The organism is Amycolatopsis sp. La24, assembly GCF_029087445.1.
Classification (GTDB): Bacteria; Actinomycetota; Actinomycetes; order Mycobacteriales; family Pseudonocardiaceae; genus Amycolatopsis; species Amycolatopsis nivea.
In genome coordinates this window covers 230,741-253,859 of record NZ_JARACH010000001.1, presented here as the reverse complement: position 1 = coordinate 253,859, position 23,119 = coordinate 230,741, and the positions used below count along the sequence as shown (strand labels likewise).

The following is a 23,119-nucleotide window of genomic DNA, read 5'->3' as shown; positions in this document are numbered from 1 at the left end:
GGTCGGGTGGATGGCCCGGCTGATCCACCTCAACGGCCCGTCCGGCATCGGGAAATCCACCGTCGCGCGGCGCTACGCCGATCTCCACCCGGGAGTGCTCGATCTCGACGCCGACCAAGTGGTCATGATGATCGGCGGCTGGCGGACCGCGTTGCGGGACACGCTTCCGGCCGCGCGCCGGCTCGCGCTCGCCATGGCGGAAACGCATCTGCGGGCCGGGCACGACGTCGTCATGCCACAGCTGGTGGCCCGCGTCGAGCAGGCCGAGCGGTTCGAGGAGGCGGCCCGCGCGGCCGGCGGCGAGTACGTCGAGATCGTGCTCGCCGCGCCCCGGCCGCAGGCGAAGGCCCGGTTCGCCGCGCGCGGCGAGCACGCGGCCGCCGACGCGATGGCCGAACTGGGCGGTCCGGGCGCGCTCGACCGCATCCACGACCACGTCGCGGAGTATCTTCCGCTCCGTCCACAGTGCACAGTGCTGGACACCGAACACCTCGACCCGGACGAAACGTGCGCGAGGGTCGCGGAAATCGTTGCCCGCCGAGCAGCGGCGGAGGTACCGAGTGCACGGAACGGGGACCAAACGGGAAGCCTGCCGCCCAGCCCGGCCTGAGCGCGGTATATGTCGAGGAGTGCCAGGACACAGAGCCGACGCGGTTCGGCCGCCGTTTTCCGGGCGGACCGCGCGCACCGGACCCGGTGTCGCCGCGCGCATCGCCGCCGCGGAAATCGCAGCTGATTCCGGCGCATTCCTGATTCTCGACGACGAGCGACAGACCAGTCCGCAGCGAGCGCCCGTCAACGGCCCGGTTTCCGCACTCCCCGATCCGCGCAGGTCCTTCCGGAAGAGACTCCCATGCCCGAACCCGTTGCCCGCACGGACTTCCCCACGCCGCCCTGGCTGCTCAGCGCGAGCGACGGCGTTGCCTTGCGCGCCCTCGCCGCGGGCCTCCTCGACAGCACGGCGTCCGACCTCGACCTCGCCTACTCCCTCGCGACCCGGTCCCCGCGCGCGCTCCGCGTCCACATTCCAGCCGGCGACCGCACCGCTCTCGAGGCAGTCGCCAGCGGCGAAACGCCCGGCGAACCCGTGCTGGAGCGTCCCCGGCTGACGTTCGTCTCCCGCGACAGCAAACTCGCCCCGGGCCGAGAAACCGAGTTCTCGCAACGATTTCCGCTCTTCGCCGACACCTTCGACACGATGTTGGGCGACTACCAGGACTGGCTCTTCGCTTTCCAGGCCGCACTGTGCTGTCTGCTGGACTCCTGGGGTCTCCGCCCGGAAGCCGTCGCCCGCATAACCCGAAGGCCCTGGGACGACACCAGCCTTGTCCTGGACCTCACGCCACCCTCCGTCCGCGAGTTGTTCGCCGAACTCGCCCGGCTGCACACCGCGGGCATCCCCGTCGCCTGGACCGAGGTCTTCGCCGGGAGCGGCGCGCGACGAGTAGACCTGCCCGCCGAAACCCTGCTGTATCGCCCCCGCTGGGTCCCCGTCCCAGCGCGGCCCGGCGAAGCGGAAATCCTCGAAATCCCCGCGAGCAACGACATCCACTCCCTCACGCTGGACGCCCTGCGCCCCCGCGAGGATCGGCTCGTCGTCACGACCAACGCCACCGGACCGGATCCCGATCTCGTGAGCGCCGCCGCCTGGGGCCTCCTCAACGCCGTCAAGGTCACCGCCGTCGACGTCGACCGGCCGACCCCCGCCGCCCAGATCCTCGACCTCGTCGGCGGCAGCACCGAACCCCGGCTCGCCATCCGCGACGGCGTCCCGCACGTCTTCCGGGTCACACCCGCCACGCCTTCCGCCGCCCGGCCGATCGACCCGTCCGGCACCGTCCTCGTCACCGGCGGCACCGGCCGGATCGGCACCTTGCTGGCCGAGCACCTCGTCGCCGAGCACGGCGTCCGGCGCCTCGTCCTGGCGAGCCGCAGCGGCCCCGCCGCCGAACGCCGCCCGACCGATCTCGACGCGGACGTCCGCATCGCCGCCATCGACGCCGCCGACCCGGGTCAGGTCGAAAGCCTCATCGCGTCCTGCAATCCGCCGCTGACCGCCGTCATCCACTGCGCCGCGGTCTTCGACGACCCCTTCGCGGCCGTGCGAACCCCCGAATGCCCCGACCCGGTCCTGCGCGCCAAAGCCGATTCCGCCTGGGTCCTCCACGAAGCGACCAAACACCTGCCGCTGTCGGCGTTCGTGCTCTTCTCGTCCCTAGCCGGAACCTTCGGCGAATCCGGCGCGAGCTACGCCGCCGCTAACCGGTTCCTCGACGCCCTCGCCACCCACCGGCGCGCGCACAGGCTGCCCGCGGTGTCGATCGCGTGGGGCAGATGGGATCCCGCTGTCTTCGACGCCGCACTCGGCAGCGACGAACCGGTCCTGCTCGGCCCCGGCGCGTCACCCGCCGAACAAATCCGCCCGCCCCTGGACCCTTTCCCCACACTGCTGACGAGTGTCCCGGCCGGAAGATGACATCCGTCATCGGGTCCGCGCGCGGAGAAGCCCAATACTCAGTGCCATGAAGAAACTCCGGCTCGCAGCCGCCGCTCTCACCGGCGGACTCGCCATGCTCGTCCCGGCCGTCGCCGACGCCGCGCCGATGCCGCTCACCTTCGGCATCTACCCGGGCGGTTACGCGGGCGGCGGGTCCACCACGGGCAAACCCGACAATCCGGCCGAGGTACGGAAAGCGTTGGCACAGCTGCAATCCGGGCACCGGCCGTTCCTGCTCCGCGATTACCTCGGCTGCGGCAGCGCCTTCCCCGACGACGAAATGCAGTACCTCGCCCCGGGCCGCCGCCTCGACGTCGTGCTCAGCTACTCCGGCGAGAGCATGCCGGAATGGCAGGCCTGCGTGGACAAGACAGTGCACCGCTACGGTCCGGTCGCCGACACCATCTCGGTCACCCTCGAGCAGAACGTGGTGCCCCAGCCGAACGGCGACACCGCGCTCGTCCAAGGCGTCATCACCGGCAAGAAGGCAGCCGACCGGGATGGGTTCGCCCGGCTGCAGATCGGGTTCGACGAGGTCGCCTACACCCAGCCGTTCACCCAGTTCTGGCAGCACCTCGCCCAGCTGGGCGGAGCGGAGTTCAGCCGCTCGGTCGGCTTCGTCGGCGTCGACCTCTACCCGGACGCCGGGCTGCCGGGCATCCCGCCGGTGCCCGACCTGGCCGGGTTCGTCCACCAGACCCTGCACAATGTCCGCACCCAGGAGATGCCCATCGCGGGCCTCGGCCGCGACGTGCCGATCCGCGTGTCGGAGAACGGCTGGGCGACCCACACCGCCCAGCGCACGCCAGTCGACCAGGCCCGCGCGCTGACCACGGAAATCCTGGCGATCAACCAGGATCGGGTCACGGAAAACGTCGCCAGCTACGAGATGTTCGCCCTGCGCGACGACGTCACCGGCTCCCCCAGCCCGTTCGACAACTTCGGCGTCCTCACCGACGACTACACGCCGAAGCCGATGTACTGGCTGTACCGCGGATTGATCTCGGCCCTCTCCTGAGCGGTTTTTCCCTGAAACGCAAGCCGGGCGCTGGGCAGATTTTCTTGCTCAGCGCCCGGATGTATAGGTCGTTATACACTAATCAGGCGACGGAGATGTCGTCCGCGTAGATCGCGCTCTGGCCGTACCAGCCGTGGACGTACAAGGTCACCGCGCCGGACGCGCCGGTCGTGAACGGGATGGTCAGCTTGGTCCAGCTGGAGTTGGCGGTCCACGAGCTGGCCGTCGCTCCCCCGCGGACGCCGGCGTAGGCGTAGCCGCCCTGGACCCACGCGGTCAGGGTGTACGCGTGGTTCGGCGCGAGCGTCAGGTTCTGCGTCGCTTCCCCGGTGGTCGACGCCGTCGGCGACACCTGCAGTGCGTGGCTGCCGGAGTGCACCGGCGAGGACACGATCGTCCCGCCGCTCCACGGGCTGAGCGCTCCTGTTTCGAAGTTGCCGTTGACGACGCTGCCGGTCGGGCTGGTTCCGTTGACCGTCAACGTGTATGTCGCGGTGTGGCTGCCGCCGCCCGCGACCGAGCCGGTGATCGTCAGCGGGTAGACGCCCGGCTGAGTCGCGGCGGTCGTGGTGATCGACAGGTTCGCGCTCTCCCCCGCCTTGACCGTCGTCGGGCTGACCGACGCGGTCACGCCGCCGGGCGCGCCGCTCACTGAAAGCGAAACCTGTTGCGCCGTACCGGAAGTCACCGCGGTGGCCACCTTGCCGGCGGCCGAACCGCCCGGGTCGACCGAAGCCGAGGCCGGGCTCGCGGTCACCGAGAAGTCGTTGCCCGGCAACGGAGTTCCGCCGGTGAACGGGGCGAACGTGTGGCTGAAGTACCACTTGTCCTGCGGGATGCCGGAGCAGGTGTCCTGTGCGCCGGTGCCGGGACAGGTGCCGTTGTCGCGCTGCAGCGCCCAGAACGACAGCATGTTGATGCCCTTGGACACCGCCCAGTTGTAGACGGTGACCGCGTCGGCTGTGGTGAACGTTTCCGCGGCGCCGAAGTCGTCGATGCCCGGCATCTCGGTGATGCCGACCATCCCCCACAGCTGTTCCTGCGTCTTGCCCGGATACAGCGACGCGAGCTGCGAGACCAGCCCGGCCGCCGCCGTTTGGGTGTCCTGGGCCATGTTGTGCGTGGCGTTGTCGTAGTAGTCGAAGGTCATCAGGTTGACCACGTCGACCTTGGCCCCGTTGGACACCGCGTTCCGCAGCACGTCCAGCGCGCTGGTGAGACCGCTCGTGGTGGTCGGCAGCGTGTAGGAGATCTGGAGCTGGCGCCCGTTGGCCGCGGCCCAGTCCTGGACCTTCTTGATCGCCTTGTTCCGGCGGTCGATGCCCGCGGAGTTGGTCAGCGAGTTGTCCTCGATGTCCATGTCCAGGCGCGGCACGTCGTAGGTGGTGATCAGCGATTCGTACGCGGCCGCGATCTGGTCGACGTTCGTGCAGCTGTCGGCGATCTCGGTGGCGTTGTGGTCCGCGGTGTATCCGCCGAACGACGGGATCACGTCCCCGCCGCGCGAGCGGATGGTGCGGAAGTCCGCCCCGAACGTCGAGTCCGACACCGGCATGCTGGCGTCGCCGTTCCAGAGGACGGTGCACGAACCCGAGGACGCGGTCTGCAGGAACGCCATCGTCAGGTGCTTGACGCCCGCTTCCTGGGCCATCGCGGCCGGGCTCTGGCCGTTCCAGGATTCGAAGTAGGGCGCGAACACGTGGTTCGGCAACGGGGTCGCGGCGTGCGCGGGCGCCGCGGTGGCGACCAGCACTCCGAGCGGAGCCGCCGCGGCGGCCAGGACAGCGGACAATCGTGACAAGTGACTTCTTCGTCGCATGCGGGCTCCAGTGCCGAAAAAGGGGCCGTGCGGCGGCGGCGCACGGCCGGAACCTTCTCAGAATTGGACTGGACCAGTCACCCGTCAAGGTCTAGACCACTAATGCGGCCGAACGGCCGGGTCGGATCGTCGGGCGCCACCCGAGGTCAGTGGTCCGGTGTGCCCGCAGCCCCGGCGCTCGTGAGTGCTCATGCCGGTTCTCACCGGCATGAGCATCCACGAGACCCGCCTCAGCCCACCTGCTCCTTCGCCGGGACCGGCGCGCCGAGCGAGAGCTTGGTCGAGCGGGTGGTCAGCGAAATCGCCGCCGCGGCCAGCGTCGACACCGCCAGGAAGCCGAACGCGGCGGCGAACCCGAACCGGTCCGCGAGCCAGCCCATCACGAGCGGTGCGAGCACGCCGGCGAGCTGGCCGCCGGTGTTGACCAGGCCCATCCCCGCGCCGACCAGGTCGCGCGGCAGCACCCGCAGCGGCAGCCCGACGATGCCGATCGAGGCGAGGCCGCTGATGAACATCGCGACGGTCTGCAGCACGGTGAACCCGGTCGCCGAATCCGACAGCAGCATCGCGACGAGCACCCCGGCCGCGGCGACGAGCGCGGGCACCACGAGCCAGCGCGGCCGGCGGTCGAAGTACCGGCTCATCAGCCAGCCGCCGATCAGCACCGCCGCCGCGCTCACCAACTGCGGGATCGCCGCCGAGATCCCCGCCGCGACCAGCGACAGCCCCTTGGTCTCGACCAGGTACGACGGGACCCAGGTGATCATCCCGTAGGCGAGCATGTTGAAGCAGGCGAACATCGCCGCGCACCGGATCACCAGCCGGTTCCGCAGCACCTGCGACACCGGCACCTTCACCGGGGCGACGCGCGCCTCGGGTTCGGTCAGCTCGCGCGGCAGCGGCGGAGGCAGCAGCCGCCACAGCGCCAGGCCGACGATCAGCCCGGCCACCGCGACGATCCAGAACGTGTGCCGCCAGCCCGCGGCGACCACGAGCGGCGCGACCAGCAGCGGCCCGAGCCCGGCCCCGACCGAGTTGGACGCCAGCAGCAGTCCCGCGCCGCGGCTGCGGCCTTCCTGCGTCGTGCGCTCGGCCAGCGCCTTGAACGCCGCCCCGGGGAACAACGCCTGCGCGAACCCGAACGCCGCGCGCAGCACCAGCAGCACGACCAGCCCGGGCGCGAACCCGGTGGCGGCGGTGAACACCGACCAGGCCACCAGCGAGATCACCAGCAACGGCCGCGCACCCACGCGGTCCGCGAGCAGCCCGCCCGGCATCTGCCCGACCAGGTAGGCGATCGCGAACGCGGACACGACCAGCCCCTGCGTGGTCTTGGACAGCCCGAACTCCGCGCCGATCAGCGGCAGCGCGACCGCGATCATGACGCGGTCGATGTAGTCGATGATGAAGACGCCGACCAGCAGCGCCAACGTGGTCCGTTCGGTCCGCCGCACGACCGGCGCGGAACTCGGAATGCTCACCGTCGGATCCTCCTTGATTCGGCGACGCCGCATTGTGTGGTCATGCACCCCCTCCGCGGCTTCGTCGGATCCACTGACAGTCGGCTCTCGGATTGCGCCGATCCGACGAAGAGCTGGTTGCGCGAGGAGCAGGGTTCCGCTTTGGCGCAGGTCAGCGCGCTCGGCCGCGAAGAAACGGCCGTTCGCCCCCGGAACGCGCCTGCCTTCTCTACGCTGGCGTGGCCGCGAACGGCGCGAGGAGAAGGACGGTGGGCATGGCCGAGGGACGACCGGACGCGGTGATCGGCGGCCGTTACCGCCTGATCAGCGAACTCGGGTCCGGCGGTTTCGGCCGGGTGTGGCGGGCCAGGGACGAAACCCTCGGCGTGGCCGTCGCGGTGAAGGAGCTGCGGCTGCCGCCGTCGTCGAGCGAGGCGGAGCGGGCCGGCCGCCTCAAGCGGGCCGAGCGCGAGGCCCGGCACGCCGCCCGGCTCCGCGACCACCCGCACATCGTGGCCGTCCACGACGTCGTGGCCGAGGACGGGGTGCCGTGGATCGTGATGCGCCTGGTCGAGGGCCAGTCGCTGGCCGACCGTATCGCCGCCGGGTCGCTCTCCCCCGCACAAGCGGCCCCCGTCGCGGCGGCGCTGATCGAGGCGCTCGCCGCCGCCCACGACGCGGACATCGCGCACCGCGACGTCAAGCCCGCCAACGTGCTGCTGACCGAACGCGGCGAGGTGCTGCTCACCGATTTCGGGATCGCCGCCCACGACGCCGACACCCAGCTGACCTCCACCGGGATGTTCGTCGGCTCGGTCGAATACACCGCCCCGGAACGGCTCGAAGACCGCGGCAACGGTGCCGTCAGCGACCTGTTCTCCCTGGGTGCGACGCTGTACCACGCCGTCGAGGGCGTCTCCCCGTTCGCCCGGGACACCGCCAAGGCGACGATGGCCGCGATCCTGTTCCACCAGCCCCCGCCGCCCCGGCGCGCGGGTCCGCTGGCCGAGCTGATCACCCGCCTGCTGGAGAAAGACCCCGCCCGCCGCCCGTCCTTCGCCGAAGCCCGGGAACTGGCGGCGGAAGCGGTCTCGCCGCGGCGCGAAACCCGGGCGGAGACCGTTCAGCAGCCGGTCGATCCGGCACCTGGGCCGCCGGGGCAGCCGACGAACCGGCCGCGAATCATCGCCGGGACCGTCGCGTCCGCTTTTGGCGTGGCGATGGCCGTCCTGGTCACGATGATCACCCTGAGCGGCGCGACGCACGCCGACACCCGGGCAGATGCCGTCTTTCCCCCGGCACTGATCGCCGGGGGAATCGCGTTCCTCGTGGGAGTCGGCCCGCGCACCTGGCCGATCCGGCACTCCTGGCCGATCGCCATCGGCGCGGGTGCCGTCACGTTCGCCGTGCTGCTCGCGCTGTGGTTGCCGAACATCGCCGTCGGCTGAACCTCTCCCCTAAAACGCCAACGGCGGGGCCGGTCTCCCCAGCCCCGCCGTATAGGTCGTTATACACCCAGCTTACGCGCCCGCGAGCCCCCGGCGCTTCAGCAGCGGCTCGATCTCCGGTGCGCGGCCGCGGAAGGTCGCGAAGGCCTCCATCGGGTCGACGCTGCCGCCGAGGCCCAGCAGGGTCGACCGGAAGTGGTCGCCGTTCTCCCGCTTGAGGCCGCCGTTCTCGGTGAACCACTCGACGGTGTCCGCGTCGAGCACCTCGCTCCAGATGTAGGAGTAGTACCCGGCGCTGTAGCCGCCCGAGAAGACGTGGTTGAAGTACGTCGTCCGGTAGCGCGGCGGGACGCTTTCCAGTGCCACGCCCGCCTTTTCGAGCGCCGCGGCCTCGAACCGCTGCACGTCCTCCACCCGGTCGTCCGGGCCGAGCTTGTGCCACGCCAGGTCGAGCAGCGCCGCGGCGAGGTACTCGGTCGTGCGGAAGCCTTCGCCGTACTGCTGCGCGGCCTCCAGCAGCTCGACCTGCCCGGCGGGCAGCGGCTCCCCCGTCTCGTGGTGCTTGGCGTAGTTGGCCAGGATTTCCGGCCACAGCATCCACATCTCGTTGACCTGCGACGGGTACTCGACGAAGTCGCGCGGCACGTTGGTGCCGGTGAACGTCGGGAACTCGACGCCGGACAGCAGCGAGTGCAGCGCGTGCCCGAACTCGTGGAACGCGGTGCGCACCTCGTCGAGCGAGAGCAGGGTCGGCTCCCCCTCGCGCGGCTTGGTCACGTTCAGCACGTTGACCACGACCGTGCGCCGCCCGAGCAGCCGCGACTGGTCCACGAAGTTGTTCATCCACGCGCCGCCGCGCTTGGAGTCGCGGGTGTAGTAGTCCATCAGGAACAGGCCGAGCCCGCTGCCGTCGGCGTCGAAGACCTCGAAGATCCGCACCTGCGGGTGGTACTTCGGCAGGTCGTTCCGCTCGGTGAAAGTCAAGCCGTACAACCGGTTCGCGGCCACGAACACGCCGTCGTGCAGCACCCGGTCCAGCTCGAAGTACGGCCGCAGCGCCGCGGTGTCCAGCTGGAACCGCTCGCGCTCCACCTTCGACGCGTAGAACGCCCAGTCCCACGGCTGCAGCGTCGCGCCCGGCACGTCCGCTTCCAGCAGCTTCTGCAGTTCCGCGGCTTCGGTGCGCGCGTTCGCGACTGCCACCGGCGCGAGCCGCTCCAGCAGCCCGCCTGCCGCCTCGACAGTCTTGGCCGTCTCGTCCGCGATCACGTACGCCGCGTGGTTCGGGTAGCCCAGCAGCGCCGCCCGCTCGGCCCGCAGCCGGGTGATCTCCTCGACGATGGCGTTGTTGTCGTACTCGTTGCCGCGGTTGCCCCGCGACACCGAAGCGGTGAAGACGCGCTCGCGCACCGCGCGGTTTTCCAGCGACGCCACGGCCGCCTGCGCGGTGGGCAGCGTCAGGGTCAGGACGTACTTGCCCTCGAGACCGCGTTCGGCTGCCGTCTGCGCCGCCGCCGCGATCGCGCTTTCGCCGAGCCCGGCCAACTCCGCGGCGTCGTCGAGCACGACCGCGAGATCATTGGTGTCCCGCAGCAGGTTCTGCGAAAAACGGGTCTGCAGCGTCGAAAGCTGCTCGTTCAGCGCGCGCAGCTTCGCCTGGTCCTCCTCGGGCAGCCCGGCGCCCGCACGGCTGAAGTCGGTGTACCGGCGCTCCAGCAGCCGCAGCTCCTCCGCGTTCAAGCCCAGCTCCGCACGCTTCTGGTACAGCGCGTCGATGCGGGCGAACAGCCGCGGGTTCAGGTGGATCGCGTCCTCGTGCGCGGCCAGCTTCGGAGCCAGCTCGGCCTGGATCTCCTGGACCTCTTCGGTCGCGTTCGAGCTCGAGATGTTGAAGAACGTGCCGGACACCCGGGTCAGCAGCGCACCGGCCCGCTCCAGCGCCGCGATCGTGTTTTCGAAGGTCGGCTCGGCCGGGTCGTCGGCGATCCGCTCCACGTCGGCGGCGTGCTCGGCGAGGCCGGCTTCGAAGGCGGGCCGGTAGTGCTCGTCGGCGATCCGGTCGAACGGCGGCAGCTCGTAGGGCAGGTCGCTGGGGACGGCGAACGGGTTGTCCGGGGAAATCATTCGGGTTTGCGCTCCTGGTTCTCCACAGGGTTCTCCACGTGGTGCCGCCCACCCTACGGGGTCCGGCATCCGACGGAAGGACTGTCGATCGTCAGCGGCCCGTGCTTCCGCCCACGACGGCGTCGCTCGAAGCCTTCTTGCCGCGGCCGCGCTTCTTCTTCGGCGGCGGCGGCACGATCCCGGCCAGGTCGCCGCCGTGCTCGTTCACCCGGAGCACGAACGGCCGCGTTTCGGTGTAGCGCACGACCGACACCGCGGCCGGGTCCACGACGATCCGCTGGAACGCGTCGAGGTGCTGGCCGAGCGCGTCGGCCAGGATCGACTTGATCACGTCGCCGTGGCTGCACACCACCCACACCGCGTGGTCGCCGTGCTCGGCGGTGATCCGGGCGTCGTGCGCGCGGATCGCGGCCACCGCGCGCGCCTGCATCTCGGCGAGCCCTTCCCCGCCCGGGAAGACCGCCGCCGACGGGTGCGCCTGCACCACGCGCCACAACGGTTCCTTGACGAGGTTCTTGAGTTCCCGGCCGGTCCACTCGCCGTAGTCCACTTCGGACAGCCGCGGCTCCACGACCTTCGTCAGGCCCTGCGCGGCGGCCAGCGGCGCGACGGTCTGCTTGCAGCGCAGCATCGGCGACACGACCAGCTCGGCGACCGGCACCCCGGCGAAACGCTCGACGAGGGCGTCGGCCTGTGCCCGGCCGGTGTCGTCCAGCCCGACCTTCGGCGTGCGCCCGGCGAGGACGCCCGAGCCGTTGGCCGTGGACTTCCCGTGCCGCAGCAAGATGACCGTACTCACGACGCCACCCTAACCGGTGATCCGCCGGTTCAGCCGCCCGCGGGTCCCGCGTTCGGGTCCAGCACGCCGCCGAAGACCAGCCCGAACAGCACCACGCCGAGCACGACGCGGTAGATCACGAAGGGCACGAAGCTGCGCTTCTTGATGTAGGCCATCAGCCACGCGATCACCAGGTAGCCGACGCCGAAGGCGACCAGCGTGGCCAGGATCGTCGGCCCCCACTGCGCGTTCTCGCCGTTCTTGCCGATGTCGGTCAGCTTGTACAGCCCCGAGCCGAACACCGCGGGCACCGCGAGCAGGAACGAGTACTCCGCGGCTTCCGAGCGGGTGTAGCCCATCAGCAGGCCGGCGCTCGTCGTGCCGCCCGAGCGCGAGACGCCCGGGATCAGCGCGAGCGCCTGCGCGAAGCCGTACGCCAGGCCGTGCGGCACGTTCAGGTGGTCCAGCGTCCGCTGCTGTTTCGCGGTCCGGTCGGCGAACAGCAGGATCAGGCCGAACACGATGAGCGTCGTCGCGGTGATCCGCAGGTCGCGGAACGCCCGGTCGATCTCGTCCTGCAGCAGCAGGCCGAGCACGACGATCGGCAGCGAGCCGACGATGATCAGCCAGCCCAGCCGCGCGTCCGGGTCGCGCCGCCAGTCCGGGCGGTAAAGCGAGAAGAACCAGGCGCGCAGGATCCGGCCGATCTTCGGCCCGAAGTAGAGGATCACTGCCAGCTCGGTCCCGATCTGGGTGACCGCGGTGAACGCCGCGCCCGGATCGCCCCAGCCCGCCAGCGCGGCGACGATCCGCACGTGCGCGCTCGAGGAGATCGGCAGGAACTCGGTGAGCCCCTGCACCAGCCCCAGGACCAGGGCCTCGAACCATCCCATCAGGCCGCTCCCGCCGGTTCGCCCGCCCGCACGGGGCGCAGTCCGATTCGCACGGTCGGGAACCTATCGGGTGGTTCCTGAGGACCACCCCGAGGGCGCCGGTCCGACACGGGGGTCACCTTGCCCGGGTCGCGGCGGGCGCGCCCACTAGGCTCGGCGGTCGTGGAAAAGCGACAGCTCGGCCGGTCGGGACTGCGGATATCGCGGATGGCCCTCGGCACCATGACGTGGGGCGGCGACACCGATCCGGACGAGGCGGCCAGCCAGCTGGTCGCGTTCGTGGACGCGGGCGGCACGCTCGTGGACACCGCCGACCTCTACGCCGGCGGCGAGGCCGAGCGGATGCTCGGCGAACTGCTGTCGGACCTGGTGCCGCGCGAGGACGTCGTGCTGGCCACCAAGACTGTCGCCCGCCGCACCGACGGCCCGTTCGGCGGCGGCGCTTCGCGCGGTGCGCTGCTGTCCGCGCTCGAAGGGTCGCTGCAACGGCTGCGCACCGACCACATCGACCTGTGGCAGCTGCACGCGTGGGATTCCGGCGTGCCGATCGAGGAAACGCTCTCCGCGCTCGATTACGCGGTGACGAGCGGCAAGGTCCGCTACGTCGGCGTCTCCAACTATGCGGGCTGGCAGCTCGCCACCGCCGCCTCGCTCGCCGCGGTGCCGCTCGTGTCCGGGCAGTTCGAGTACTCGCTGCTGGAACGCGGCATCGAACGCGAAGTCGTCCCGGCCGCGACGCACCACGGGATCGGCGTCCTTCCGTGGGCTCCGCTCGGCCGCGGCGTCCTCACCGGGAAGTACCGCACCGGCACGCCCGCCGACTCGCGCGGCGCGTCCGCCGAGTACGCCGGATACGTCGAGCACCACCGCACCGAACGTGCCGCGCGGATCGTGCAGGCAGTCGTGACCGCCGCCGAAGGGCTCGGCACGTCGCCGCTCGCGGTGGCGCTGGCCTGGGTCCGGGACCGGCCCGGAGTGGCCGCACCGGTCGTCGGCGCGCGCGACACCGGCCAGCTCACCGGGTCGCTCGCCGCCGAAGAGCTCACGCTCCCGCCTGCCATCCGAAGCGCGCTCGACGACGTCAGCGACATCGAATTCGGCTATCCGGAACGAGGCACCCGGTGAGCCGCAGGTGTCGGGTCGGTGACACGGGCGTGACGCGTCGGCGTTCCTGGAGGATGCTGGAGGGACCCGTTCGCCGGAGCTTTGGTGGAGGTTTCAAGGTGCGTCGGCTCACCGCCGCGTCGCGGATCGCGATCCCGCTGGCCGGTGCGCTCGCGCTGTCCGCCTGCTCGTCCTCGGAGCAGCCGAAGGACAACCTGCAGGTCGTGGCCAATCCGACGGCCGCGAAACCCGCCGCCTCCCCCGCTCGCGCGGTGCCGCCCGCCGGGCAGGTGCTGCCGATGCCGGTGGTGTCGGCGATCGCGGCCGACCAGCAGAGCCACACCCTCGTCGTCGCCCTCAAACAGCCCGCTGAGCTGCGGATTTACGATCTCGCCTCGCTCGGCGCGCCGAAGAAGACCGTCGCGCTGCCCGGTCCGGCGGAATCGCTCAGCGTGTCCGGGGGCCAGGCGCTCGCCGGAATCCCGGGCAAGGGCGTGCTCGCCCGCGTCGCGCTGCCGAGCGGGCAGATGACCGCCGAGAAGGTCGCCGGGCAGCCGGCCGCCGGGGTCGCCGACGGGCCGGACACACTCGTCGCGGTCCGCGACCGCAAGGCCGTCGAGGTGCTGGCGAACGGCTCGGTCGCGAAGACCATCACCGGTCAGCTCTACAGCGCCGACGACGTGGTCAACACCGGCAACGGCGTCGTCGTCCTCGACCGGCTGCGCACTGCCGTGTTCAGCGTGGACGTGCAGGCCGGAACCATGGACGAGGGCCTGCGCGCGGGCGACGGCGCCGCCAACGCGGTCGCCGACTCCTACGGCCGCGTCCTGGTCACCGACGCCCGCGCGGGCGCGCTGCTCGCGTTCTCGACCAACCCGCTGATCCTCCGCCAGCGCTACCCGGTGCCCGGTGGCGCGTACGGCCTCGCCTACGACGCGAAGCGCAGCCTGGCGTGGGTCACCCTGACCGCCCGCAACGAGGTCGTCGGCTACGACGTCCGCGGCGGAGAGCCTGTCGAGAAGTACCGATTCCCGACCGTGCGCCAGCCGGACACGGTGGGCGTCGACGACCAGAGCGGCCGCGTGTTCGTCGGCTCGGCCGCCGGAGAAGGGACCCAGGTGATCCAGCCATGACGACAGTCGACGAGGCGGTGGTCGAAGGGGATTGGGAGTATCGCCGCCTGCGCCTCCCCCCGGCGGTGTCCCGGCGCGCGGCGATGATCCAGCTCTCCATCCACGCGGAGTTCGCGGGCTGGGAACTGCGCACGGTCCGGCTGTACGCCGACGGGACGCGCCGCATCTGGTTGCGGCGCAAGCGCACGGCGGCCGACCACTCGACGGGGCTCGCGACCTGACCTGCTTGACTGTCCGTTATGCGCAAGTTGGTCTATCTGGTCGCGTCCACCCTCGACGGCTTCATCGCGGCTCCGACCCGGGAGGACCCGACCGGCTCGGTATTCCAGTTCGAGGGCGACCACGCCGAGCCGCTGCTGCGCGAGTATCCGGAAATGGTGCCGACGCACCTCCGGTCCGTGCTCGGCATCGAGGACGTCCCGCACCGGCATTTCGACACGGTGGTCGAAGGCCGGGTTTCCTACCAGATGGGCGTCGACCTCGGCGTTCCGGACGCGTACACGCACCTGCGGCACTACGTCTTCTCCCGCACGATGACCGAGGCACCCGGCCCAGCTGTGCAGGTGGTCAACACCGACCCGGCGGAGAAGATCCGCGAGCTGAAGAAGGAAGACGGCAAGGACATCTGGCTCGTCGGCGGAGGCGCGCTGGCCGGAGCGCTGCGCGACGAAGTGGACGAGTTGCACCTGAAGCTGTACCCGGTGGTCATCGGCTCCGGCGCGCCGCTGTTCGACGCCGGGTTCTCCGTGGACAGCTACCGGATGGCGGACAGCCGGACCTTCGAGAGCGGCGTCGCCCTGCTGCGGTACGTCCGCGCCTGAACCCTCGTGAACGACGTCGCCGAGCTGACCGAGCGCATCTGGCGTTCCGACGCCGCCAGCATGCTGGGTGCGCTCAGCCGTCGGCTCGGCGACTTCGATCGCGCTGAGGAAGCGCTGTCGGAAGCGATCGCCGAGGCGCTCAAACGCTGGCCCGGCGAAGGGGTGCCGTCCAGTCCCACCGGATGGCTCGTGACTACCGGGTGGCGCAAGGCGATCGACCGGCTCCGCCGGGACGTGGTCGGCCAGGAGAAGGCCGTCCGGGCAGCGGCGGAACCGCCTCCGGAACCGGGCAGCGACGACCGGCTGGCGATGATTTTCGCTTGCTGCCACCCGGATCTGCCGGAACCGGCACAGGTCGCGCTGACGCTGTACGCTGCGGGCGGGCTGACCACCGCCGAGATCGCCGCCGCGTTCCTAGTGCCGGTGCCGACGATGGCGCAACGGCTTTCGCGGGCCAAACGGCTGTTGCGGGAACGCGGCATCGGATTCGAACCGCCGCAGCCGCACGAGTACGCCGACCGGCTGCCCGCTGTCCTCGCGGTGGTCTATTTGGTGTTCAACGAGGGCTATCTCTCCAGCGGAGATTCGGCGCAGCGGCAGGAATTGGCGCGCGAGGGCGTCGAACTCGCCCGGCAGCTCGCCGACTCGCTGCCTCGGGAACCGGAGGTCGCCGGGCTGGCCGCGTTGCTGGAGTTGCAGCACGCGCGCGTCGCGGCGCGGTTCGACGCACAGGGGCGGATTGTGGTACTGGAGCAGCAGGATCGCCGGTTGTGGGACGGGCCGACGATTCAGCGTGCGGTGCTGCGGTTGCGCGAGGCGGTGCGGCTTGGCCAGCCCGGGCCTTATCAAACCCGGGCTGGCATCGCCGCGATGCACGCTGTCGCAAGGAGTTTCGCGGAGACCGACTGGGTGGGCGTCCGCGCGATGTACGACCGGCTTTACGCACTGGACCCGTCGCCCGTCGTCCTGCTGAACCGGGCGGTCGCCACGCGATACGCCATCGGCCCGGCTCCGGCGCTCGGCGAGGTCGACGCGCTCGAAGACCAGCTGTCCAGCTACCACCTGTGGCACGCAGCCCGGGCCGATCTGCTCGCCGCGCTCGACCGGACGGACGAGGCGCTGACGTCGGCGAAGCGGGCACTGGAACTGGCCTCGAACCCGGCCGAGCGCGAGCTGATGGCGCGACGCGTAGCCGATTTAGCAGGCTAGTCTGACGCACATGGTCGACACTCCGCTGCAGACCGTGTACCCCAACCTCACCTACGCCGATCCGAAAGCCGCGATCGAATTTCTCGCCGAGGCCTTCGGATTCGAGTCGCATTTCGTGGTCGAGGCAGGGAACGGCGTCGAGCACGCCCAGGTCCGCGCGGGCGCGAGCCTGATCTTCCTCAGCCGGGACCACGAGGGCGGCCAGTACGGCATGCACAGCCCGCTCGCGCTGGGCGGCACCAGCCACGCGTTGTGCGTCTGGGTGCCAGACAGCACGCTCGACGACCACCAGGCCCGGGCCGAGGCCGCCGGCGCGCGAATCCTCAACCCGGTGCACGATTCCCCGGCCGGGGTGCGCGAGTACTCGTGCGCCGATCCCGAAGGCCAGGTCTGGACCTTCAGCAGCTACGCGGGCGAGTGAGGCTCACTCTTCTTCTCGGCTCATCACCGGCCGGACCTCCACCGCGCTCACGCCCGGTCCCAGCGGCCAGCTCGCCGCGACCTCGACCGCCTCGTCGATGTCGGCACACTCCAGCAAGATCACCGAACCGACGATCTCCTTCAGCTCCACGTACGGCCCGTCGGTGACCACCGGTTTCCCGTTCGCCCCGGCCCGGATCGTCCTCGCCGTCTCCCGCGGCTGCAGTTCGACGCCGTTCCCGACCTTGCCGGACGGCTGCCAGCGCTCGAACCACGCGTAGATCTGCTTCATCTGGTCGTCCTCGTCGGCCGGGGACAAGGCGGCCCATTCGCGGTCGTCGCCGCAGATCAGCATCGCGTACTGCACGGTTTCTCCTCCTGGCCGGAAAACGCTCTCGACCGGATGACGAACGGGCCGCCCCGGTTTTCGACACGGCTCAGCCGAGCGCGGCCATCCACTCCGTCCACTTGGCTTCCTCCGCCGCCACGTCGACGTCCGGCGCGACGATGTGGTGCGTCGCCACCAGTGGTCCGCGGAAGCCTTGCATGAAGCAGAAAAGGCCCTCTGCGGTACGAATCCCGACGGTCTGGTCGTTCACCGCGTACACCACGCCTTCCGAACCGACCAGCCGGACCTTTGCCCCGACAGTCAGCTGTCCGACGCCCACTTCCTTCGCCAGCGCAGCCCACAATGCAGGCCAGTCCGCGACGGCCGTCGTCCCGAAGGCGGTGACCGGTTTCGCCGTCCGGCCCGGGAAGTGCTGCACGAACTCCACCAGGTTGCGGAAGAACAGCGCGCCGCCCGCCTGCATGGCCTCGAACTCGTCCGCCCAGTCGTCGCCGGGCAGGAAGCCGCTGGTGACACAACGGATCACCGAACTGCCGCCCTCGCGGCCCTCGACGAGGAATTCGTAAGCGATCCGCCGTCCGTCCGGATCCGGTTCGCCGCCGTAGGCCAGCCGGTTCGGCGGATCCCAGGCGGTGATCGCGTGCGTCGGTTCGTAGGCCGCGAACGCCCCGCGCACCGCGCCGCCGACCCCGCCTTCGACCTCGTTGCGGCCCATGAACCACGAGTCGATGCCCGGCCCGGTCGCGATCGCCGCCCAGACCTGTTCCGGTTCGGCCGGGACCTCGGCGACGTCGATCTCCCGGAATTCCTTACCCATGCTCGGTTTCCTCCCCCATCGGCACGCTCGGGTGCACCGCCAGGACCACCCGGTGCGCTCGGCCGTTCTCGGCTTTCTCGTCGTGGTACTTCCCGACCAGCGTGGTCACCGCCGTCGCCAGCTCTTCCGCGAACGCCGCCCGGTCGGCCGCCGAAGCGAACCGGACCTCGCCGTCGAGCGCGAAGGTGGCGACGCGTTTCTTCGCTTTCGCCGCACCGGTGATCAGGATCCCGACGTCGCGCACCAGCCGTCCGGCGACCGCCAGCAGCCAGCGCGCGGAGAGCCGGTCCGGCGACTGCGCCGGATCGGGCTGCACGGCCGCGAGCGCGGACGGCGAGATCACGTACGACGCCGCGGTCGCCCGCATCATCCGTTCCGTGACGTTGCCCTTGCGCCGTTCCTCGACCAGCTCCACGAGGCCGTGCTTTTCCAGTGCGCGCAGGTGGTAGTTGACCTTCTGCCTCGGCAGGTCGACGCGGGCGGCCAGCATCGTCGCCGAGGCGGGCTGCGCCAGTTCGGCGAGCAGCCGGGCCCGGACCGGGTCCAGCGACACCTCGGCCGCGGCCGCGTCCTCGATCACCGCAACGGGAAACATGCGCCCATCGTCGCGGCTGAATACTCAGATTGTCAAGACAGGTTTTGTTGTCGGTAGACCTCGTGCACCACCGAGGCGATCCGCGGCACCACCTGCGCCGCGGCCTCCAGCGGCACGACGTGCCCGACGCCGGGCAGCACCACGGCATAGCCCTGGGCCAGCCCGCGCACGAACTGCTCGACGTCGGCGGGCGCGACGATCCGGTCCCGCTCCCCCACGATCGCCGTCACCGGCAGGTCGCCGGCCAGCGACAACGCGGCTTCGCGCGCGTAGGCATCGAGCGCGGGCCGGAACTGCGCGACGGTGTGCGGCCAGTTGCCGCGAATCATCTTCACAGTCAGCTCGACCAGGTCCGGGTCGGGATCGTCGCCGAACAGCCACCAGCGCAGCCCGGCGCTCACCGCGCGGCTGGTGTGCTCGCGGAACACGCCGTACAGCTTCGCGCCGAGCACCATTTCGAGGTCCTGCGCGAGCTTGCCGACCGCGTTGGGCCAGGCGGCCGACGCCTCGGTGGCCAGCCGCCCGGACGACGTCGACAGCAGCACCAGCCCGCCGGCACGCTCGGCGAACAGCTCCGGATGCCGCTGGGTCAATGACATGACCGCGAGCCCGCCCATGTCGTGGCCGACGAGCACGACGCGTCCGTGCGGGACGGCTTGCTCGATCACCTCGGCGAGGTCGTCGGCGAGCTGGCCCATCGTCGCGGTGCCGCGCGCGGCCCGGCCGGATTCGCCGTGCCCGCGGTGGTCGTAGCTGACCACCGCGAGCGGATGTTCGACCGCGTCCGGCAGCACCGGGGCGATCCGGCCCCAGCTGCGCTGGTCGAGCGCGTAGCCGTGCAGCAGCACGACGGTCACGGCCGCCGCCGGATCGCCCCTGCGCACGAGGTGCAGGGGCGTGCCGTCGGCGAGCCGGAACCCGGACATCAGGAGGAGCGGAGGAACCGGTCCAGCACGCGGACGCCGAACTTCAGCGCGTCGACCGGGACGCGTTCGTCCACGCCGTGGAAGAGCCCGGAGAAGTCCAGGTCGGCGGGCAGTTTCAGCGGCGCGAAGCCGAAGTTGCGAATGCCGAGCTGCTGGAAGGACTTCGCGTCGGTGCCGCCGGAGAGCATGTACGGCAGGGTCCGCGCGCCCGGGTCCTCGGCGAGCACCGCAGCGGTCATGGCGTCGACGAGCGCGCCGTCGAACGTCGTCTCGACCGGCGGCAGCTCCATCCACTCCTTCTCGATGTCCGGCCCGAGCAGCTCGTCCAGCTCCCGGTCGAACGCCTCGAGCCGCCCCGGCAGGATCCGGCAGTCGACCGCAGCCTCGGCCACCGAAGGGATCACGTTCGACTTGTAGCCCGCGGTGAGCATCGTCGGGTTCGCGGTGTCGCGCAGGGTCGCGCCGATCATCCGGGAGATGTTGCCGAGCTTGGCGACCGCGCCCTCGATGTCGTCCTCGGGGAAGTCCCAGCCGGTGATCTCGGTGACCCCGGCGAGGAATTCGCGCACGGAATCGGTCAGCACCAACGGAAACTGGTGCTGCCCCAGCTTCGCGACGGCTTCGGACAGCTTGGTGACCGCGTTGTCGCGATGAATCATCGACCCGTGGCCCGCCGTGCCGCGCACGCGCAGCTTCATCCAGCGGATGCCCTTCTCGGCCGTCTCGATCACGTACGCGCGGACGTTGTCCTTCAACGTGATCGAGAACCCGCCGACCTCGCTGATCGCCTCGGTGACGCCCTCGAACAGCTCGGGCCGGTTCTCCACCAGCCACTGCGCCCCGTACTTGCCGCCCGCCTCCTCGTCCGCGACGAACAGGAACACGAGGTCGCGAGGGGGCACGATATTGTTGATCTTGTAGTGCCGCGCGAGGGCCAGCGTCATGCCGACCATGTCCTTCATGTCGACCGCGCCGCGCCCCCACACGTACCCGTCCTGGACCGCACCGGAGAACGGATGCACCGACCACTCGGCCGGGTCCGCGGGGACGACGTCGAGGTGCCCGTGAATCAGCAACGCCCCGCGGCTGGGGTCGGCCCCCGGCAGCCGCACGATGACGTTGTGCCGGTCCTTGCCGCCAGACTCGACGTAGGTGATCTCGTACCCGGCGTCAGTCAGCTTCTCCGCGACGTACTCAGCCGCGACCCGCTCGCCCACGAGGGTTTCGGGGTCGCCGGTATTGGTGGTGTCGATGCGGATCAGCTCGCTGGTAAGCGTGACAGCCTCGTCCGCGGCGGCGTCGATCAAGTTCGGTTGGGTCACCGGCCATTCCTATCATCCGCCACGAGAAGACGCCGCCGTCCCGCCGACTGGACCCCCTCCCCGGGCGCGGCGCCCACCACGGAGTACGTGAGGGCCACCCTCATTGACTCTGACTCCCTCAGGGTTCCCCTCACGACCCACCACCGGGTGTGAGGGGCCCCTTCACGGACCTGGATTCCCTCAAGGGGCCCTTCACGGACCATCCGCTGGCCGCAGCCGCCCGGGATGCCGCCCCAATGCGGCATTGGGTGCATCCCACGCACCGAACGCCACATTGGGTGCATCCGACGCACCCAATGTGGCATTGGGGCGCTAGCCCCACCACACGCACCACCGCAGCCAGCGCACCCAACGATCGAGGCACCCAGCCCACCCCGCAGCCGATGCACCCAACCATCGAGGCACCCAGCCCCTCCCCCGCACCCCGATACGAAGCCTCCCTGCGGTTCGGGGGTGCTTGTCAAGGCATCTTTCCCGCCTTGACAAGCACCCCCGAACCGTCAGCACAATCAAGCTTCGGGGTGCCCCACGCAACCACCACGGCAATGTCGCCGCCAGGCGACGAGCCCCCCCAGTCAGTCAGTAACAATCGGAGCCCACTCAGGCCCAGTCTCCCCCAACTTCGGATCCAGCTTCGTAAACAACGGCGTCGGCTTCGCCAACGGCCGCCCGACCTCAACCGGCTTCGACTCCCACCGAGCCTGCTCCCCGGCATAATCCCCGGTCAAAATCGGATTAACCCGATCCGGCACATCAAGATCCGGAACCTCCTGCAGCTCAGGCTGCGCAGCCCAAACCCCAGTCCCGCCCAGCGCCTCATGCACCTTCTGCGCCGAGTGCGGCAGGAACGGCGTCAGCAACGTATTAGCGTCACTAACCACCTGCAACGCCGTATGCAACACCGCATCCCGCCGATCCGGATCGTCCTTGAGCTTCCAAGGCTCCTGATCCGACAGATACCGGTTAGCCGCCGTAACCACCCGCATCGCCTCAGCCGCAGCCAGCTTGAACCGCGACCGAGCAAGATGCCCGCCAGCCGTCTCAAACGCCTGCCGAGACAAGGACTTCAACTCCTCATCCGCAGGCGCAGGCGCGGTCGGAGCCGGAATAGCCCCATTGTTCTTGTGCGCCATCGAGATCGACCGGTTGACGAGGTTCCCCCACTCGTTGGCCAGCTCGAAGTTGGTCCGCCGCACGAACTCGTCCCACGTGAAGTCCGTGTCCTGAGTCTCCGGCCCGGCCACCGAGATGAAGTACCGCAGCGCGTCCGGCCCGAACTCGCGCAGGAAGTCGTGCACGTAGATGACCGTGCCCCGAGAGGTCGAGAACTTCGACCCGCTCATGGTCAGGAACTCGCTGGACACGATCTCGTCCGGCAGGTGCAGCTTGCCGTACTTGCCGGGCTCGCCGCCGCGGTCGCCGTCGCCGTTCTGGCCGAGCAGCAGCGCGGGCCAGATCTGGGCGTGGAAGGTGATGTTGTCCTTGCCCATGAAGTAGTAGGCGCGCGCGTCGGGGTTGGCCCACCACTCCTGCCAGGCGTCCGGCGTGCCATTGCGGCGCGCCCATTCGACGCTGGCGGAGAAGTAGCCGATGACCGCGTCGAACCACACGTAGAACCGCTTGAGCGGCTGGTCGCGCCACCCGTCCAGCGGGATCTTCACGCCCCAGTCGAGGTCGCGGGTGATCGGCCGCGGGCGCATGTCGTCGATCAGGTTCTTGGTGAAGTTGAGGACGTTCGGGCGCCAGTCGGTCTTGGTGCCCAGCCAGTCGCCGAGGGTCTGGGTGAACGCGGGCAGGTCGAGGAAGTAGTGCTCGGTCTCGACGAACTTCGGCGTCTCGCCGTTGATCCGCGACTTCGGGTTGATCAGCTCGGCGGCGTCGAGCTGGTTGCCGCAGTTGTCGCACTGGTCGCCGCGCGCGCCGTCGTAACCGCAGATCGGGCAGGTGCCCTCGATGTAGCGGTCGGGCAGCGTGCGGCCGGTGGACGGGCTGATCGCGCCGCGGGTGGTCTTCGGGACGACGTAGCCGTTGCGGTTGAGCGCGAGGAAGATCTCCTGCGTGACCGCGGCGTGGTTGCCGGTGGTGGTGCGGGTGAACAGGTCGTAGGAGAGGCCGAGGCCGCGCAGGTCCTCGTCGATCTGGCGGGTGTACTTGTCCGCGGTCTGCTGCGGGGTCATCCCCTCTTTGTCCGCCTGGACGGTGATCGGCGTGCCGTGTTCGTCGGTCCCGGACACCATGAGCACCCGGTTGCCGGCCATTCGCTGGTAGCGGGAGAAGACGTCGGACGGGACGCCGAATCCGGACACGTGGCCGATGTGGCGGGGGCCGTTGGCGTAGGGCCAGGCCACCGCGGTCAACACAGGGGTGCTCATACCTGTTTAGCCTA

21 protein-coding genes are annotated in these 23,119 nt (G+C 70.3%); 10 read left to right on the top strand and 11 right to left on the bottom strand.

Going from position 1 to position 23,119, the window contains the following annotated elements:
- Positions 1–10: 10 nt before the first annotated feature.
- From PUT80_RS01320 to PUT80_RS01310, 3 genes are all read left to right on the top strand, one after another.
- Positions 11–610, top strand: a complete 600-nt coding sequence (locus PUT80_RS01320; RefSeq protein WP_275290800.1) for an AAA family ATPase — start codon at positions 11–13, stop codon at positions 608–610.
- A 243-nt stretch (positions 611–853) separates the two neighbouring features.
- Complete coding sequence (locus PUT80_RS01315) at positions 854–2,476, top strand: beta-ketoacyl reductase (protein ID WP_275290799.1); 1,623 nt, start codon at positions 854–856, stop codon at positions 2,474–2,476.
- Between the two features lie 46 nt (positions 2,477–2,522).
- Positions 2,523–3,515 (top strand): hypothetical protein, encoded by a 993-nt coding sequence (locus PUT80_RS01310; RefSeq protein ID WP_275290798.1) that lies wholly within the window; start codon positions 2,523–2,525, stop codon positions 3,513–3,515.
- Between the two features lie 82 nt (positions 3,516–3,597).
- Here PUT80_RS01310 and PUT80_RS01305 read toward each other — a convergent pair whose 3' ends face one another.
- Positions 3,598–5,316, bottom strand: a complete 1,719-nt coding sequence (locus tag PUT80_RS01305) for a glycosyl hydrolase family 18 protein (RefSeq protein WP_275290797.1) — start codon at positions 5,314–5,316, stop codon at positions 3,598–3,600.
- 248 nt (positions 5,317–5,564) lie between these two features.
- Positions 5,565–6,815, bottom strand: coding sequence for an MFS transporter (locus tag PUT80_RS01300; protein ID WP_205673336.1), 1,251 nt, complete (start codon positions 6,813–6,815; stop codon positions 5,565–5,567).
- Positions 6,816–7,069: 254 nt separating this feature from the next.
- Between PUT80_RS01300 and PUT80_RS01295 the strand changes: the two genes are divergently transcribed.
- Entirely contained in the window at positions 7,070–8,242 is a 1,173-nt protein-coding gene (locus PUT80_RS01295; protein WP_051728493.1) for a serine/threonine-protein kinase, read from the top strand.
- Positions 8,243–8,314: 72 nt separating this feature from the next.
- On the opposite strand, the gene PUT80_RS01290 is transcribed toward PUT80_RS01295, so the two are convergent.
- The 3 genes from PUT80_RS01290 to PUT80_RS01280 form a co-directional block, all read right to left on the bottom strand.
- On the bottom strand, positions 8,315–10,366 hold the full coding sequence (locus PUT80_RS01290) for a M3 family metallopeptidase (RefSeq protein ID WP_043833210.1): 2,052 nt from the start codon (positions 10,364–10,366) through the stop codon (positions 8,315–8,317).
- 91 nt (positions 10,367–10,457) lie between these two features.
- Positions 10,458–11,165: a histidine phosphatase family protein gene (locus PUT80_RS01285; RefSeq protein WP_037805922.1), complete on the bottom strand. Its 708-nt coding sequence runs from the start codon at positions 11,163–11,165 to the stop codon at positions 10,458–10,460.
- Between the two features lie 29 nt (positions 11,166–11,194).
- On the bottom strand, positions 11,195–12,037 hold the full coding sequence (locus PUT80_RS01280) for an undecaprenyl-diphosphate phosphatase (RefSeq protein ID WP_009078682.1): 843 nt from the start codon (positions 12,035–12,037) through the stop codon (positions 11,195–11,197).
- Positions 12,038–12,199: 162 nt separating this feature from the next.
- On the opposite strand from PUT80_RS01280, the gene PUT80_RS01275 reads away from it, so the two are divergent.
- The 6 genes from PUT80_RS01275 (at position 12,200) to PUT80_RS01250 (ending at position 16,725) form a co-directional block, all read left to right on the top strand.
- Positions 12,200–13,162, top strand: coding sequence for an aldo/keto reductase (locus tag PUT80_RS01275; protein ID WP_275290796.1), 963 nt, complete (start codon positions 12,200–12,202; stop codon positions 13,160–13,162).
- A 98-nt stretch (positions 13,163–13,260) separates the two neighbouring features.
- Positions 13,261–14,274 carry a hypothetical protein gene (locus tag PUT80_RS01270; protein WP_238606018.1) on the top strand — a complete coding sequence of 338 codons (1,014 nt, stop codon included), beginning with the start codon at positions 13,261–13,263 and terminating at the stop codon, positions 14,272–14,274.
- Positions 14,271–14,495: a DUF5703 family protein gene (locus PUT80_RS01265; protein ID WP_009078687.1), complete on the top strand. Its 225-nt coding sequence runs from the start codon at positions 14,271–14,273 to the stop codon at positions 14,493–14,495. Before PUT80_RS01270 ends, PUT80_RS01265 begins: the two co-directional genes overlap by 4 nt.
- Positions 14,496–14,513: 18 nt before the next feature.
- Complete coding sequence (locus tag PUT80_RS01260) at positions 14,514–15,095, top strand: dihydrofolate reductase family protein (protein ID WP_238606017.1); 582 nt, start codon at positions 14,514–14,516, stop codon at positions 15,093–15,095.
- A 6-nt stretch (positions 15,096–15,101) separates the two neighbouring features.
- Positions 15,102–16,304, top strand: a complete 1,203-nt coding sequence (locus PUT80_RS01255; protein ID WP_275290795.1) for a DUF6596 domain-containing protein — start codon at positions 15,102–15,104, stop codon at positions 16,302–16,304.
- Between the two features lie 10 nt (positions 16,305–16,314).
- Entirely contained in the window at positions 16,315–16,725 is a 411-nt protein-coding gene (locus tag PUT80_RS01250; RefSeq protein ID WP_275290794.1) for a VOC family protein, read from the top strand.
- Between the two features lie 3 nt (positions 16,726–16,728).
- Here the strand turns inward: PUT80_RS01250 and PUT80_RS01245 are convergent, their stop codons facing one another.
- The 6 genes from PUT80_RS01245 to metG form a co-directional block, all read right to left on the bottom strand.
- Positions 16,729–17,091, bottom strand: coding sequence for a YciI family protein (locus PUT80_RS01245; RefSeq protein WP_134732298.1), 363 nt, complete (start codon positions 17,089–17,091; stop codon positions 16,729–16,731).
- Between the two features lie 70 nt (positions 17,092–17,161).
- Positions 17,162–17,890, bottom strand: a complete 729-nt coding sequence (locus tag PUT80_RS01240; RefSeq protein WP_275290793.1) for an SRPBCC family protein — start codon at positions 17,888–17,890, stop codon at positions 17,162–17,164.
- On the bottom strand, positions 17,883–18,485 hold the full coding sequence (locus PUT80_RS01235) for a helix-turn-helix domain-containing protein (RefSeq protein ID WP_134661518.1): 603 nt from the start codon (positions 18,483–18,485) through the stop codon (positions 17,883–17,885). Before PUT80_RS01235 ends, PUT80_RS01240 begins: the two co-directional genes overlap by 8 nt.
- Positions 18,486–18,517: 32 nt before the next feature.
- Complete coding sequence (locus PUT80_RS01230) at positions 18,518–19,411, bottom strand: alpha/beta hydrolase (RefSeq protein ID WP_275290792.1); 894 nt, start codon at positions 19,409–19,411, stop codon at positions 18,518–18,520.
- Positions 19,411–20,733, bottom strand: coding sequence for a M20/M25/M40 family metallo-hydrolase (locus PUT80_RS01225; RefSeq protein ID WP_275290791.1), 1,323 nt, complete (start codon positions 20,731–20,733; stop codon positions 19,411–19,413). Before PUT80_RS01225 ends, PUT80_RS01230 begins: the two co-directional genes overlap by 1 nt.
- Before the next feature lie 575 nt (positions 20,734–21,308).
- Positions 21,309–23,105, bottom strand: a complete 1,797-nt coding sequence (metG, locus tag PUT80_RS01220; RefSeq protein ID WP_037811198.1) for a methionine--tRNA ligase — start codon at positions 23,103–23,105, stop codon at positions 21,309–21,311.
- Positions 23,106–23,119: the final 14 nt, after the last annotated feature.

Excerpts from the sequence above, each read along its gene's own strand:
- PUT80_RS01320 (WP_275290800.1), top strand. The coding sequence starts at position 11 with ATGGCCCGGCTGATCCACCTCAACGGCCCGTCCGGCATCGGGAAATCC.
- PUT80_RS01315 (WP_275290799.1), top strand. The coding sequence starts at position 854 with ATGCCCGAACCCGTTGCCCGCACGGACTTCCCCACGCCGCCCTGGCTG.
- PUT80_RS01310 (WP_275290798.1), top strand. The coding sequence starts at position 2,523 with ATGAAGAAACTCCGGCTCGCAGCCGCCGCTCTCACCGGCGGACTCGCC.
- PUT80_RS01295 (WP_051728493.1), top strand. The coding sequence starts at position 7,070 with ATGGCCGAGGGACGACCGGACGCGGTGATCGGCGGCCGTTACCGCCTG.
- PUT80_RS01290 (WP_043833210.1), bottom strand. The coding sequence starts at position 10,366 with ATGATTTCCCCGGACAACCCGTTCGCCGTCCCCAGCGACCTGCCCTAC.
- PUT80_RS01280 (WP_009078682.1), bottom strand. The coding sequence starts at position 12,037 with ATGGGATGGTTCGAGGCCCTGGTCCTGGGGCTGGTGCAGGGGCTCACC.
- PUT80_RS01265 (WP_009078687.1), top strand. The coding sequence starts at position 14,271 with ATGACGACAGTCGACGAGGCGGTGGTCGAAGGGGATTGGGAGTATCGC.
- PUT80_RS01260 (WP_238606017.1), top strand. The coding sequence starts at position 14,514 with ATGCGCAAGTTGGTCTATCTGGTCGCGTCCACCCTCGACGGCTTCATC.
- PUT80_RS01250 (WP_275290794.1), top strand. The coding sequence starts at position 16,315 with ATGGTCGACACTCCGCTGCAGACCGTGTACCCCAACCTCACCTACGCC.
- PUT80_RS01240 (WP_275290793.1), bottom strand. The coding sequence starts at position 17,890 with ATGGGTAAGGAATTCCGGGAGATCGACGTCGCCGAGGTCCCGGCCGAA.
- PUT80_RS01235 (WP_134661518.1), bottom strand. The coding sequence starts at position 18,485 with ATGTTTCCCGTTGCGGTGATCGAGGACGCGGCCGCGGCCGAGGTGTCG.
- PUT80_RS01230 (WP_275290792.1), bottom strand. The coding sequence starts at position 19,411 with ATGTCCGGGTTCCGGCTCGCCGACGGCACGCCCCTGCACCTCGTGCGC.
- metG (WP_037811198.1), bottom strand. The coding sequence starts at position 23,105 with ATGAGCACCCCTGTGTTGACCGCGGTGGCCTGGCCCTACGCCAACGGC.